General features: G+C 39.6%; 12 protein-coding genes, 1 tRNA gene and 1 riboswitch. Of the genes, 8 read left to right on the forward strand and 5 right to left on the reverse strand.

Annotated features, from left to right (window positions below):
• Nucleotides 1-4: 4 nt before the first annotated feature.
• A riboswitch (Fluoride riboswitch) is annotated at nucleotides 5-66 on the reverse strand.
• Nucleotides 67-492: 426 nt separating this feature from the next.
• The 4 genes from ABOO_RS03910 to mptA all read right to left on the reverse strand — a co-directional run bounded on the left by ABOO_RS03910 (nucleotide 493) and on the right by mptA (nucleotide 6,273).
• Nucleotides 493-618, reverse strand: a tRNA-Pro gene (locus tag ABOO_RS03910).
• A 61-nt stretch (nucleotides 619-679) separates the two neighbouring features.
• Nucleotides 680-4,678 (reverse strand): Ig-like domain-containing protein, encoded by a 3,999-nt coding sequence (locus tag ABOO_RS03915; protein ID WP_008082496.1) that lies wholly within the window; start codon nucleotides 4,676-4,678, stop codon nucleotides 680-682.
• A 51-nt stretch (nucleotides 4,679-4,729) separates the two neighbouring features.
• Complete coding sequence (locus tag ABOO_RS03920) at nucleotides 4,730-5,404, reverse strand: MTAP family purine nucleoside phosphorylase (RefSeq protein ID WP_008082201.1); 675 nt, start codon at nucleotides 5,402-5,404, stop codon at nucleotides 4,730-4,732.
• The gene (gene mptA, locus ABOO_RS03925; RefSeq protein ID WP_008082493.1) at nucleotides 5,401-6,273 is read right to left on the reverse strand and encodes a GTP cyclohydrolase MptA; all 873 of its coding nucleotides are present in this window, start codon (nucleotides 6,271-6,273) and stop codon (nucleotides 5,401-5,403) included. The genes ABOO_RS03920 and mptA overlap by 4 nt, the downstream gene beginning before the upstream one ends.
• Nucleotides 6,274-6,331: 58 nt before the next feature.
• Between mptA and ABOO_RS03930 the strand changes: the two genes are divergently transcribed.
• The 8 genes from ABOO_RS03930 (at nucleotide 6,332) to rtcA (ending at nucleotide 13,904) form a co-directional block, all read left to right on the forward strand.
• Nucleotides 6,332-7,444, forward strand: a complete 1,113-nt coding sequence (locus ABOO_RS03930; RefSeq protein WP_008082310.1) for a M16 family metallopeptidase — start codon at nucleotides 6,332-6,334, stop codon at nucleotides 7,442-7,444.
• A 75-nt stretch (nucleotides 7,445-7,519) separates the two neighbouring features.
• Nucleotides 7,520-8,392, forward strand: a complete 873-nt coding sequence (locus tag ABOO_RS03935; protein WP_012997226.1) for a hypothetical protein — start codon at nucleotides 7,520-7,522, stop codon at nucleotides 8,390-8,392.
• Complete coding sequence (locus ABOO_RS03940; RefSeq protein ID WP_008082161.1) at nucleotides 8,389-9,246, forward strand: ABC transporter ATP-binding protein; 858 nt, start codon at nucleotides 8,389-8,391, stop codon at nucleotides 9,244-9,246. Before ABOO_RS03935 ends, ABOO_RS03940 begins: the two co-directional genes overlap by 4 nt.
• Nucleotides 9,243-9,986 carry an ABC transporter permease gene (locus ABOO_RS03945; RefSeq protein WP_008081911.1) on the forward strand — a complete coding sequence of 248 codons (744 nt, stop codon included), beginning with the start codon at nucleotides 9,243-9,245 and terminating at the stop codon, nucleotides 9,984-9,986. Before ABOO_RS03940 ends, ABOO_RS03945 begins: the two co-directional genes overlap by 4 nt.
• The gene (locus ABOO_RS03950) at nucleotides 9,983-10,660 is read left to right on the forward strand and encodes a hypothetical protein (protein WP_012997227.1); all 678 of its coding nucleotides are present in this window, start codon (nucleotides 9,983-9,985) and stop codon (nucleotides 10,658-10,660) included. The genes ABOO_RS03945 and ABOO_RS03950 overlap by 4 nt, the downstream gene beginning before the upstream one ends.
• A gap of 81 nt (nucleotides 10,661-10,741) precedes the next feature.
• Nucleotides 10,742-12,025 (forward strand): phosphomethylpyrimidine synthase ThiC, encoded by a 1,284-nt coding sequence (gene thiC, locus ABOO_RS03955; protein ID WP_187287711.1) that lies wholly within the window; start codon nucleotides 10,742-10,744, stop codon nucleotides 12,023-12,025.
• A gap of 26 nt (nucleotides 12,026-12,051) precedes the next feature.
• Nucleotides 12,052-12,918: a rhomboid family intramembrane serine protease gene (locus ABOO_RS03960; protein ID WP_008082071.1), complete on the forward strand. Its 867-nt coding sequence runs from the start codon at nucleotides 12,052-12,054 to the stop codon at nucleotides 12,916-12,918.
• A 5-nt stretch (nucleotides 12,919-12,923) separates the two neighbouring features.
• Nucleotides 12,924-13,904 (forward strand): RNA 3'-terminal phosphate cyclase, encoded by a 981-nt coding sequence (gene rtcA, locus ABOO_RS03965; RefSeq protein ID WP_008082344.1) that lies wholly within the window; start codon nucleotides 12,924-12,926, stop codon nucleotides 13,902-13,904.
• Here the strand turns inward: rtcA and ABOO_RS03970 are convergent.
• Nucleotides 13,895-14,623 carry a proteasome assembly chaperone family protein gene (locus tag ABOO_RS03970; protein ID WP_008082514.1) on the reverse strand — a complete coding sequence of 243 codons (729 nt, stop codon included), beginning with the start codon at nucleotides 14,621-14,623 and terminating at the stop codon, nucleotides 13,895-13,897. The genes rtcA and ABOO_RS03970 overlap by 10 nt on opposite strands.
• Nucleotides 14,624-14,639: the final 16 nt, after the last annotated feature.

The raw sequence follows: 14,639 nt of genomic DNA on the forward strand, positions 1-14,639 counted from the left end.
CCTCATGCGAAAAGGCGTCATCAGCCACGCGGGCGTTTCGGGGTGGACGCCATCACCCGAAGCAGAGGTGAATTTTGAGTTTAATATTTAATGCTTTCCATTACCCACAGTGTTCAGGGGTGAGGGTAATCGGTGCTTTATTTTTTTATATTTCTCATCTACCTCACAAATTTATTGGATAAAGACCCCTCAGCACCACTGTGAGATGTAATCATATAATGCCTTTGGGACTCTCTTTCTAAACTCACCCATTTAGAATTCTTTTAGGATAAAACACTTTTCTCAAGAACCACCAGCGAGTTCCTAAAAGTCCCTTTAGAAAAGGTGCCATAGCTCTGCTAAAGCAGTGCGTGTTCGCATCTCGCGATGCTCATTTACCCCCAAACATAGTAGTTTTTACCTCCTGCAACCTAAGAATGAATTTCTTTCGAGATGAAGCCCCTTTTAATTCTTTGGGGGTAAAGCACCTTTCTTCCCAAGAAAGGGGCTTAGTGGGGCCGCCGAGATTTGAACTCGAGTCTCCGGCTTTTCCGGTTGGGGCAAGGAAGGGTTTTGAAAGGGGAACTTTGGTGCCCCTTCACCCGAAGCCGGAAGGATGCCAAGCTACCCCACGGCCCCATAAAGGCGGTAATACAAAAAAAGATAATAAATTTTTAGAATAAAAAAGAAAAATAGGGGATTATTCCTCAAGATCTTCTTCTGAGGATCCTTCCTCTGTTTCTTCGGAATTCTCTTCTTTTTCCATTTCTTTTTCTCTGACTTCCCTTGGTTTTTTACCCTTTTTCACCATTGCTACTGCTATCACTATAATTATGATTATTATCACTAGTATAGAAAGCCCAATGACGAGGCTAGTCATGCCACCTGCTTCTTTGATTTGGAAGGTTATTTTGGCTGTGTTCGAATTGCCGGCTTTATCTACTGCTTTGATGATTACGGTGTGTTGCCCCACGCTTAAGCCTGTGAAGTTGTAAGATGTCTGTGTTTCAACTTTTGTCCAGCTTCCGTTATCTATCTTTATCTCGTAGTATGCGATTCCGAGGTTGTCGCTACCGCTCCAAGATACTACCACATAGTTATTCGTTGTATTGTAGTTCTCCGTTGGAGAAGTGATCTCTATTGTAGGCGCCTGTGTATCTACTGTTATTGCTATGGATTTCTCCTTGGAATTTCCCGCTTCATCTACTGCTTTGACATAAATGGTATGCTGTCCATCCTGGAGATTTAAATTATATGATGTGGAATTTCCAACATTCTTCCATGCTCCATTATCCACTTTTATTTCATAGTATGCAATTGCAAAGTTATCGCTGCCGCTCCATTTTACTGTGATAGAAGAGCTGTTTGTTATCATGTTATTCTCTGGAGCAGTTATATTTAATGTTGGAGCTTTTGTATCTACTTTGAAGCTAAAGGATGTTTGATTGTAATTTCCAGCTTTGTCATATACTCTCAAGACAACATTATGCAAACCGTTGCTTAGATTTGTAAATGTGTATTCGTTCACATTGCCTATGTTATTCCAGTTGCTGCCATCTAATTGAATTTCAGAGTAATTCACAGCTACATTATCACTTGCAATCCATTTTAGTGTAATAGTATTTGTGTTTATCCAAGAGCCACTTTGAATACTCATATTCCACTGCACTGTTGGAGGTATAGTATCTATTGAGAAGTTCAAATATACTGTTCTCCTGTTTCCTGCAGCATCCATGCCCAAAAGGGTTACTTCATGTTTTCCGCTTTTCAACCCTTGGGCTAAGTACTGTGTATTGCTTCCAACAGGCATTGGAAGATTGTTATCGATAGTGATCATAAATATAACCTTGCTTTCATCGCTATATGTCCATTTTATCAATACATTTGATGTGTTAACATAAGAATTCTCCTTTGGAGATATGAAGTGTATCTGTGGTGGAGTTGTATCAACCTCAAACGATACCTGTGCGATTGCGGAGTTATTGGAGAAATCAAATGCTTCTACATACACTGTATGCTGTCCATCTTTAACATTGTTGAATGTGTATTTGGTTGCATTGCCGACATTTATCCAGCTTCCATCATCTAGCTTCACCTGATAATGGGATATGCCGATGTTATCTGTACCGTTCCAGTAAACCGTTATTGAAGAGGTTGCCAATATTTTTCCGTTTGTGGGTGAGCTTATTGACACTTTAGGAGGCACGGCATCCCAAGCTTTCATGAGTGGATAATAATCTTTTGCAGAGCCTCCGGGTATTACATAAGGAGTATCTCCGAATCCATCATGGTTTGCATCGGTACCGTTGTAATCGCTCCAGTAATTACCTCCAACTGGCGGCGCTAAAGACCATGTGTTGTTCTCATTGTCATATGCTTGATATTTGTTATTTATGAAATTATTGTGATATATCGTGTTATTATAAGAACTGCTAACCCTCAGGCCGTATCTATTGTTTGAGAAAGTATTGTTGTTTATGACACTATTCTTAACACTGTACATCACTATTCCGAATATGTTGTTTGTGAAATAGCTGCCAAATACCTTTATGGAATTGGAATACCTTATGGTAACTCCCCAGTAAGAGCTATTCACCATGCTGTAGAGAACTTCTACATTGGATGAACGCTCTATGAATAACTCGCCCACGCCATCTATGGTCACATTATTTAGAGTTACATTTGTTGAGTAAAATACTCCAATATACCCTGCGTCTACATTTGCTAGTGTATATCCATCCTTGTTATTGATGTAGTAAAGCGGTTTACCACCAACTGTATTGTTTGAATATATGGTTTGATTGTAATAGAGAGCTTTTGGATATGAGGACACATATACTGGATGTGTGTTGTTAAAGAATTGGTTTGATGCAAGGGTATTGTGATAAGAAGCGTAGAAGAATACACCATAGTAATTGTCGTAGATTTTGTTCTTCATTATATATCCATTTTGTACATTATGAAGCCCTATACCATAGCCACTTGAAGTATTATGTAAGTAACATTTTTCAATTATGAAGTAGGCGGTTGTATTGGTAATGCTTATTGCATAAGAACTACCATTGGCATCTATGTCCCACCAACCTATGATGTATGGATTATCTTTAGTGCCATTGCCTCCTATGACACCGTTGCTTGCAGTGAAATCTGAATTCGAGTTAATTTTTATTGTATGGAATGGTTGTATTGGCCTAAGATATGCTCTGACAATTGCATCATGCGAAGAGTCCTGTAAAGCAGGGACATCGGGAGAGTTATCGGATACCTGATATGGTTTTCCGGGTATGTACTTGTTGGGGTAATATTCGATGTGGAATGAGGTAATTATCATCTTCTTGCTCCATTTGTGTGCATAAAGGAAGAATTCATTAGAGGAGTTATAACTGAAGTTGCCCATAAAGTCAGTCAAATCCACTGCTAAGAATGTTGGGAATGGATGGTCTCCTCCGTTATAAGAGGTCGGCGAGATGTTTCCAAATATTGAGCGTTTTATCTGAATTGGATGAGAAGGTGAACCAATACCAAGGTCTATTGGAGTGATTCTCGTACCTGGATGATTTGGATCAACATTCCATGTGGCTAATAATTTTGGCTGGTAGTTATGTCTAGGTGTCATATAATAAGCATCAGGCCAACCCTGACCCATGGCTAGTATTTTGTACATTGCTTTATATGTTATCCAGTAGTAACCTCCTACACCCCAGCCGGTTCCCCAGGAGTTAACTATCTTGAAAGCTCCTTGATCTCCATTATCCTTTATAGTATCATTCCAGCCAACTATTGTTTGGGCATGATTGGGAGAACCGCTTGCATCATACTCACTGTACGAAATTATGTAATTTCCTCCGTTATTGAAGATATTGTCATATTCATCTGCATCTATTGCAAAATTAACTGTGTAGCCTTCAGCAAGTACAGCTTTTATGGCATTGGTTAAGTTATCAACTTGCTGTTGTGTTGGAGCGTTGTTTGTTCCTACAGTAGTGTTTATTATGGCACTCACATTTAGTACATATCCATCCTGTATCCTATATAATGGGGCTTCTCTCCAAGCAGCTTCATCTCCCCAAGAGACAGCATCATGGTCGTTGTAGGGCATTGTGTACATTGTAGCTCCTCCCAAACGATATAGAACTAACATATTTGCTATGAAACTTGAACCTTGATCAGAGCCACCATTCACTTTGTTGTAAGTCCATGCAGGACTCATAAGATGATGCTTGTTGTAGCCATAGTGGGCATCTGTCCAGTTATGTGTGTATGCCTGGAGCCAACCCTCGCTGTAATATGTTACAGCCCAAGCTGCACAAGAACCCTGGGCACCCTGATTGCCTACTTTAGGAAATCTCGGATCCTTTGATAAATCTAGAGTTGAGGGAAATCCTCTTGGAGCATATACAGAATTTACTACCATTAACTTTCCAACAGAGTTTTCTATGGTGTGCCTAGAGGGTGTTTTGAAACCGGTATAATATCCTCCAGCTTTCAAATTACCCGTTTGTATATCCTTTATATGTTCCATCATGAACTTTGCGTCACCTTGATTGAAATAATGGATGTCGTAAGCAATAGGTTCATCTACAGGTTTGAATAAATGTTGGGTATTGCTATGATGTGCCTGTGCAAGAGCTGGTATCACTGAAAAGCCACTGAACAACAATACACTTATCACTATTATAACTATCAACGCCTTTTTCATTTTATGCACCCGGGCGGAGTATATCAATCTTTATTAATATTTTTTTCGTCTCTATGCAAAATTGGAAAGTTCCTGGATGAGCTTTTTCAATTGTTCATTCAGTTCTTTCATAACTTTCAAGTTTTCTTTATGAGAAGTTTTTCCATCTACATAATTTACCACGATGCAGATAGGTTGATAGCATAAATTGAGTTCTTTTGCAAGTTTTGCTTCTGGAGCAACGGTCATACCAACTATATCGGCTCCTAAAATTCTTAGCATATTCGCCTCTGCAGCCGTTTCAAATTGGGGGCCTTTCATGGTTGCGTATGTGCCACCTACAGGGATGCTCAATTTTTCGTTAATTTTTTCTCTTAATTCTTTGCAAAATGGCTCGTACATGTTCACATGGTACAGCTCATTGTCGTGATATGTCCATACCCTATTTGTAAAATCAAGCAAATTAGCGGGCAGCAGGAAACTCCCGGGCTTTATATTATCCTTCAATGAGCCTACAGTGCTTATTGCAACTATATTTTTCACATTTAATTCTCTGAATGCCATTATATTGGCGTGGTAATTGACCCTGTGTGGGGGCTTTGGAGGATTACTATGGCGGGATACAAATGCAAAGTTATCACCTATGAAAACCTTTACATCTCCATACTCTGTTTTCTCAATTTTCTCCTTGCCGTCTATACCTTCAATTCCATCGTATAACCCGCTTCCACCTATTATTCCTATCATTTTTTCAACTCTCCCAAAGTCGTGATGCGCTCTGCGAAGGCATTGTGTTTGTGTATACTCTCCTCACTTTCACTCCTCACTATTATTAACACATCATCTGGAAGTTGTTTGTACTTCTGCAATATTCTATGGAGTATCTCCCTTACAACATCTTCAACGAACTTTGGATTCTCATGCGCTCTCAGCACGACCTCTCCTTCATCTCTTCTTTTAAGAATTTCATAGGTTGGAGAAGAAACAGAATTTTCTATGATTTCTATCAAATCGTTTGCTTCGATTTCATATCCTTCTGGAACTTCGAGCATCACAGTCGCCATGTTTCTCTGGTTATGGGTTGGCACGGGTATCTCGTTGAGCAAAGAATCTTTGTATTTCTCTTTTAGAATAGTTCTAACAGTCTCCATTGCACATGGGCATGCAGTCATACCAACAACTTCAACCCCAACCATTTTTTTTACCCCGCTCTCATCCATTTTCGCCCTTCCTATGAGCCCATACCTCTCTATTGTTTTTCTTCCTAAAGGGGTTTTTCTTTCAAGGAAATAATCAGCCTTTAAATTAACCTCGGCATAAGTCGCATATTCATGTTTTCTCATAACCTTCTTTACTATCTTGCTTGCTAAGTTTTCTATGCCTGTGCACGGAGTAGTTATACTCTCTTCTAAAATCTCAGATATGACCTCCATATTGCGAGACATATCGGAGCCCTTCTTTGATGGTGGTAAATCCACGAATATGTCTATCGTTGTTACAAGAGTGACTGTTTTATCCCCCCTCTTAACGAATATGGGCTTTACCACATTCTTAACTCCTACGCGGGTTATCTTGTACCTTTTTTCTGGCTGAAGACCTTGAACATCAGGATACATACTTGGAGATTGGCACTTGGGATAAAAAGATTTTTGGGAGGTATGAACATTCAGTTTTATGAAAGTTAAATCTGTGAATGGACCCAAGAAACTCGCCAATGTTTTGCTAAGCGTGAATGTTGGCTGGAGCCATGAGCCCGTGGGAATGAGAGGAATATCCCATTTTCTCGAGCATTCTGTTTTTCTCGGAAGTGGTGAGCATCCAGAGCCCGATATGGATGTGGGAAAATATGGAGTTATGCTAAATGGGGAGACGCAAGCGGATAGAACGAATTTCTTCTTTTCATCCCTTCCTGAAGATGCTGAAGATGTTTTGGAGATTCTATTGTCTCTCGTTTACCATCCATCATTTCCACCCGAGAAGGTAGAGGAGGAGAAAGAGAGCAAAATAATTCCTGCCGTTGTAAAAGAGAGCGATTTCTATCCATGGGAATTAGCTTATGAATGGGCTCGCAACCTAATTTTTGAATGGGATTTCAGGTACAGTATGGGAACAGAGGATGAGTTCCGCAGCATAGGAATTGAGGAGTTAAGGGAATGGCACAGGAAACACTATCACTCGGGAAATTCTCTTCTTCTTGCTTCTGAGGGTATTGATATTCCAAACATTACCATACCTGAGGGGCACAGCAGACCTGAAGTGCAGAGAATAGTATATGGGGAAAGGGAGAAAATAATTGAAAAGGATATGAAAAACGCTGAAATCGTGTGCGCATTTCCTTTGGACAAATATGATATTCGCACATATCTTCTAAGCATCTTACTCGGAAACTATGCAACCTCCAGGCTGTGGAGAGAGTTTCATAGGGATGCGTACATGGTTGAATCGAAAGTGGAATGGCACAATGGAAAAGGAGGATTTTTCCTCTATGTGGGGGCAAATTCCCGTGATTTTAAGAGTATATGCGAGAGAATGGAGAATCTATTGGAGGGTTTGCATTTTACTGGTGAGGAAGTGGAAATAGCGAAGAAAATTTTTGCAATAGAAATACTGGAGAGAGATAACAGTGTTTATAGGATGGAAAGCATTTTAAATATTGATCCCGAGTTGAGATTTGGAAGTGTGGAAAAAATTTTGGGTGCAATAGGGGAATTGGAATTGCACGATGTCGATGAGTACGCTTATCAAGTTTTAAATTTAGAAGAAATGAGGAGAGTTGTGGTGAAGTAATACCCAAATTTCTGAGTTTGTAAAGATAATAATGCCAAAAAATATATTTATTGGAAGAACATAACATCCCACACTATGAAAATTGTGTCTATAATTGCATTTGCATGCACAATCCTATTACTATTTTCGTTAATAAATATATCTAATTTAAATGTAGAGAGCAATAAAGATGCCTTGGCAAAATCTGCGGACTTCTACAATCCCAATACGCCACCGAAAACATTTGAAGACCTGTTTCTCCCGCATTGGTTTGAGAATGGAACATTTACTTTTAATGTGCCTCAATATATGCATCATTTTAAATTGGCAGGTACATTTGAATGGGCGCCATATTACCACTATGGTGCTCAAAAAGGTAGACCTGCTATTCTTAATGTAACAGATAATTATGGAAATGTTGTATGGCATGCGAATAATACTATTTATAATCAGCCGATAGGTGCTTCCGGGAGATCAAAAACACCTATTAAAGGAGATAAAATATTTATAAGAGTTAAAGGAAAGGTATTATTACAGTTTGGGATTTGGGGAGACTGGACAGAGAACATTCTTAACGGTGGAATTTATTCGCTTACCTTCAATGCAGGTAAAATAGCGTTGTATATGGATTACTACAATCCAACGAATCTAAACACCTTCTATTTTAAATCCTCTCAACCTGTATATGCATATCTATTTGATGCAGAAGGGAGATTAATAGATCACACAGAAAAGCCAGTAAAAGAAGGTTCAGTAACAGAGCCCTATGACGCGTCACCGTTTCTGACATTCATCAGGCCCAATGGAGAGAATGGAAATGTAACGGTGCAATTCTGGGTTGGGTACGAAGAGAAGAAGAGCAGTCCAACAGGTGCGTTTATAGTGATTGGGATATTGGTAGTGATAGCGGTAGCGATGTATATTTATGCAAAGAGAGCAGTGTATGAAAAGAGGAGGAAGAGAAGGTGAATGCCATAGAGGTCAAAGATCTGAATGTATGGTACGGAAAATTTCAAGCTTTAAATGAGATTAATTTTTATGTACCGAAGGGATTGATAGCGGGGCTTATAGGACCCAATGGTGCAGGAAAGACCACTTTAATAAAGAGCATTGTTGGCATACTACCCTATGAGGGAGAGATAGAGGTTATTGAGGGAGATAACATAGGGTATCTGGCGGAAGATGAGGGATATTACGGGTACTTAACGGGCTACGAGTATCTAAGATACTTCAGCGACCTTTACGGATTTGATAGAGATAAAATATATGAATTACTGAAATTGGTAGGATTGGATGGCAAGGAGAATGTTTTAATTAGCAAGTATTCCAAGGGTATGAAGAGAAGGTTGGGCATTGCGAGAACTCTTTTATCGCACTCTAGTGTAATAATATTAGACGAGCCTCTGAGCGGTTTAGATCCAAACATAAAGAGCGAGCTCAGAAAGATAATCTTGGAGATATCCAAAGAAAGGACTTTTTTAATATCCTCGCACCAGTTGAGGGATATAGAAGAAATTTGTGACTGGATAATAATGATAAACGAGGGAAAGCTCTTGGGATTTGGCAAGCCTGAAGATTTATTAGAAGAAGTTAAGCCGGTTAGGGAGATAATCATACAGGTAAAGGATGTGGATGAAAGCGTAGTTGAGGAACTAAAAAGGATAGAAGGAGTAAAAAATGCAATTTTAAGGGGAAATATAATAACGATAGAATACGGTGGAGACGATGATTCTGAGATTTTCAAGTATTTGCTCTCAAAGGGATTGAAATTTAATTTGAAGAGTGATACATTAGAATCCATATACAGGGAGGTATACAGATGAAGGCATATCCTATAATAAGAGAGAGTGTGAGGAGTTCAATTTTAGATTTTTCATTTCCTTTGGTTGCAATATTGCTTTTAATCGTGGATATTGTAATAGGTGTTGAAAACAAAATATTCACAGAGACACCCACACCTTATCCGTTCTGGCTCATATTCTTTTTTGATTCTTTCATTTTCATGATATACGGAGGATATTTGGGCACAAAATACTTTGCGAGAGAGTTTGATAAAAACACGATGATATCCTTGGTAGTCACTCCTGCTGGGCGCAATGGAGTTTATGTTGGCAAGTTGGTTGGAGGATTGATAGTGATAGGTACCCTATCTCTAATTGTGTTCTTTCAAATTTTGGCATTTTTGGGAGTGTGGGGAGATATAGCTTATCTTTTATGGTACTGGTACGGAATGCACACACTTGTATTGTTCATCTCTTCTTTATTTACCATGTTCTTGGCAATTGCCATAGGGGTACTGGTTAAAAAAACAGGTGCAACTCTCTTGGTCTCCTCTTTTTATGTTATTTTATCTCTTTTCATTCTCGCATTTATGCCCATGAGATACGCTGTGGATGATAGAGTGTATTATTCCATATTTTTCCCTAACTTGGGAATATGGTACTTGAAATTATCCATATCCTCCTACGCTATAGTATATTCTTTCCCCATATTGCTAGGTGTGATAGGAACTATATTTATTGCATTAATTTCATTTTTCCTGTTCAAGGGGGTGAGATTGTGAATTTGAGGATAATTGCCATGTTCATTACGGTAATATTCTTGTTCAGCATCTTTGCCTCTGCTGGAGCCCATGCCGAAGGAAGTGAGGAAAAATATTACAATTTTTTCAGTTTGTTCTTTCCCGGATCTCAAAAATATGCAATTTCTATTAGTTACTCTCCCGGTGGTGTGATTCACATAGAGCCCTATAAGCTTAGCAGTTTGAAGGTTTACATAGATAAGATTAATGCCAGTGTAAATCCAGATTTCTATTTGAAGTTTATAGTAACTAAGGGATTCTGGGTTCCCTACTACACGCCATCAGCTTTCAATCCTATGGCATACTACGAGAAAGTTAAAAGGTTCAATGAGTGGCTAAATGCAACAGGTTCTCTCACGGGAAATGTTGCCTATGTAGAGCCGAAGATGGTTCACTTTAAAAAAGGGATGGATAATCTAACGGTAAATTTGAAAGTCAAGATATATGGATGGGGAAATGATTGGGGTATAACGATTTTGGCAAGGGAGCACAATGCCAGTATGTGGATTCCAGTTAGCGGCGTGCCTTTGAGCGTGCACAAAGGGAGCGATTTATGGAGCATTTTACCTTATCTCTATTCTTCGGCTATTATAGGAACATTGATTTTCATAATCTTCAAACTTAGGTATCTTGATAGAAAGAAAAGAGAGAAATAAATCTAATTTTTTAGTATAGAATACCCAAATCTGTTTAGAAACACTTATTTACCTTTGCACAATGAAGGTTTGGTGAGTTCTATGCAGATGAAGAGTGCGAAGAATGGGGAATACACCGAAGAAATGAGATATATTGCGAAGAAAGAAGGAGTAGATATTGAAAAGCTCCGCAGGGCTGTTGCTAAGGGGCATGTTGTTATATTGAGGAATACCAAGCATAATGTTGAGCCCGTTGGAGTTGGCTCTGGATTGAGGGTTAAGGTTAATGCAAATATAGGCACTTCAATGGATATTGTGAATGTTGAGGCCGAAGTGCGTAAGGCAAAAATTGCCAAAAAATATGGGGCGGATACCATAATGGATTTGAGCACGGGAGGCAATCTCCCCGAGATTAGGCATAGGATAATGAAGGAAGTGCCAATGGTAATAGGTACCGTGCCAATATATGAGGCAGCATGGCAGATGCTTGAGAGAAAAAAAGCAATTGTGGAGATGAGCGAGGATGATATGTTCAATGCAGTTGAATCACACTTGAGAGATGGTGTGGATTTCCTCACGATTCATGTTGGCGTAACGAGGGAGGCAGTGGAGAAGATGAAGAAGCATCCTCGCGTTGTGGGCACTGTTTCTCGGGGCGGCACATTCCATGCGGCTTGGATTCTGCATAATGATAAAGAGAATCCCTTTTACGAGAATTATGATTATCTTCTTGAATTACTTGCCGAATATGATGCCACCATAAGTTTAGGCGATGGATTGCGCCCTGGAGGCTTGCCAGATGCCACCGATTTTCTGCAAATTCATGAGTTGTATACCATAGGAAGGTTGGTGAAAAGGGCTAGGGAAAAAGGTGTGCAGGCAATGGTAGAAGGCCCTGGACATATTCCAATTGATCAAATAGAGGCAAATGTGAAGATGGCAAAGATTGCCACGGATAATGCACCTTTTTATGTTCTTGGTCCCCTTGTGACGGACATCGCGTCTGGCTATGACCACATCACCGCTGCCATAGGGGGTGCCATAGCAGCCAAGGCAGGCGCTGATTTCCTGTGCTATGTTACTCCTGCCGAGCATCTTGCTTTGCCCAATGAGGAAGAGGTAAAACTGGGGGTAATAGCAACGAGAATAGCTGCACATGCCGTGAATCTAACAAGGTTTGAAGATGAATACAAATGGGATTACGAGATGTCTAAAGCCCGTGCCTCCCTTCGTTGGGATGAGCAACTAAATCTCAGTATAGACAAGGAGAATGCAATAAAAATAAGGAAAGAGAGGTATCCACACAGTCCGCAGGTATGTACAATGTGTGGAGAGTTTTGTGCCATAAAAATATTGAGAGATTATCTAAACGAGGGAAAAGAATAATATGCCTTTGAGAAATAGGGTAAAATGTGCTAAGTATAGGAATCATTGTATTAACCTTGGCCATAATAGTCGTATTTACGGTAATATCCTTCAAGAAAAATCCGGTGTTTTATCTCTCCCTAGCATTTGTCATGGTGTATTTGATTGAACTCTACTCTTATTACCAAGGTTCAATATTACAATTCTATGAAGTATTTGCCTGCAAGTCCAATATTTTTGATTTAGGTATATTTACAGCCATCTATGTGCATAGTTTGAATCCTGGGCATATATTTTTCAATATTCTCATATTCTTTTTAGTTGGCATACCTTTTGCCCAGAAAGTTGGAAACTTTAAATTCACAAGCATATTCCTTGTTTCTGGGCTCCTTGCCAACATTGGTTATTCTCTATTTCTAAGGATGAGTGGCATAAACTCGTTTCTTATAGGCGCCTCTGGAGCGATATTTGGTATAATGGGTGCGTTTTTAATTTTATATCCGAACGAGGAGATAACAATGTTTTTAGGTCCAATTTTGATGCCTCGTGTGAAGGTAAAGTATGCGGTTCTCGCTTTCATGGCCGTTGAATTCCTTGCCACACTATTCTGGGTAAATGATAATGTGGCACATGGTGCCCATGTAATAGGTGCTGTGAGTGGTGCCCTATTTGCCTATGCTTTGAGAAATTATGGGGTAGAAAGAATTAGAATTAAAAGCCTAAATTATGAGATTATAGATGAACTTGCAGATACACCCGAGCTCCAAAGCATTGCAGAAAAGATAAAAGGAGAGAGGGATGAAATAATACGCAGCTCTTGGCTCCTTGAATTTTTCAGAAAGAAGAATGGAGACGCCGAATTTGAGGGAAAGTATATTAAGAGCGGAGGTAAGAAATACAGAATTTATAGGTGATTTCTATGCTCATTGATGGCTCTTATGGAGAGGGAGGTGGCCAAATTCTTCGCACTTCCATAGCCCTTTCAGCCATTTTAGGAGAGGATGTTGAGATTATAAATATTAGGGCAAAGAGGAGAAATCCAGGATTGGCAGCGCAGCATCTCTGGGGTATAAAGCTTGCAGGAATGATGAGCAACGCTAAAGTTTCAGGGCTCAAAGTTGGCTCACAGCGTGTAGTTTTCTCCCCAAATAAGATAAAGGGAGGGGAGTATAGAATTGACATAGGAACGGCAGGAAGCATAACTCTCCTTCTTCAAACTGCCATTCCCATAGCCATATTCGCTGATGGTAGGGTGATATTAAAAATAACAGGGGGCACAGATGTATCATGGTCGCCACCAATTGATTACTATCGCTATGTTCTTTCATACTTTTTGCGAAGAATGGGGGTCAAGATTGATATTGAAGTTATTGAGAGAGGTTACTATCCAGAGGGTGGAGGCAAGGTTAAGGTTGAGATTGAGCCAGCAGGGCTTGAGGGATTGAGTATATTGAAAAGGTGTGAAATGCTCGGTAAAATGGCTTATATAAATATGAGGGGATTGCCTATCCATGTTGTGAAAAGAATGAGTAAAGTTCTAAGAGAATATAAGCTCTTTGAAGATGTGGGAGATGAGGGCAGAAGTAAGGGCTGTGGATTGGTTATTTTGGAAGAGTACTCCAATACCATTCTTGCAGGAGATTCTCTGTGCAAAAGGGGAGTTCCAGCAGAGAAAGTTGCCAGAATTGCCGTTGAAAAAATGGAGAAGGAGCGAAATTCTAATTCTACAGTGGATGTTAATATGGGAGACCATCTAATCACATTTGGCTCATTGGCGAAAGGAACGACAGTTTATTATGTTAGGGAAGTGACAGAGCACATAAAAACCAACGCTTGGGTGGTGCAAAAATTTGGTAAGAGAGTAAAAGTAGAAAAAAACAAAATAGAGATTCAAGCGTAGATGTAATCTTTGGGGACTTTCTTAACTTTAGCTGCCTGCTCCCTAATCTGCGCTAAATTCTTTTCTATTTTCTCCGCTTCCTCGTACAATGGCTTTGGATCTATTTTTACTCCCTGCATAATTTCGTTTAATACCTCCACTATCTTTGCAGCGGCCCTTGCATCGGGATAGTTGGGATGCGCCTCCGCAAGAAGCGCTATAACATCCGTATCTCTCTTTCTTCCCTCAGTTAAAAGCACTCCTGTAACTCCTGTGATAACACCCTCCCCGAACTCTAACACTCCCTTGGGTATTCTCTTTTTAGCATAATCTGTGCTTGTGACAGCATATACATTAACATCTTCTCTTTCTTCTTGAATTATTCCTTCTGGAGTTATGACCGTGGATATTCTCTGCTCGTCTGCCCAGTCTAACATAAGTTTTCCCATAGATTTGAGTAATGAGGTTGGTATCTGAAACTCAGAGACAAATACTGCTATTTTCATATTATCGTTTACTTTTCCGCCATATATTCTAACAGGACTTAGAGGCACGCCATTTCTAACAAGAGCTACCGATGGAAAATAAGGGCTGTCTACTATCGCTATTTGCTCTAAATTCAACGACTCAATTATGTAATTTGCAACTATTGAGCTCACAAGCCCCACAGATGGAAAACCATCAATAACAATTCCATCGCGCAGGTCAATCTTTTTTAACTCGTAAATCTCCAAATCCATAAAAGAGTATATGATT

Origin of the sequence: Aciduliprofundum boonei T469 (genome assembly GCF_000025665.1) — an archaeon.
Lineage (GTDB): Archaea > Thermoplasmatota > Thermoplasmata > Thermoplasmatales > Aciduliprofundaceae > Aciduliprofundum > Aciduliprofundum boonei.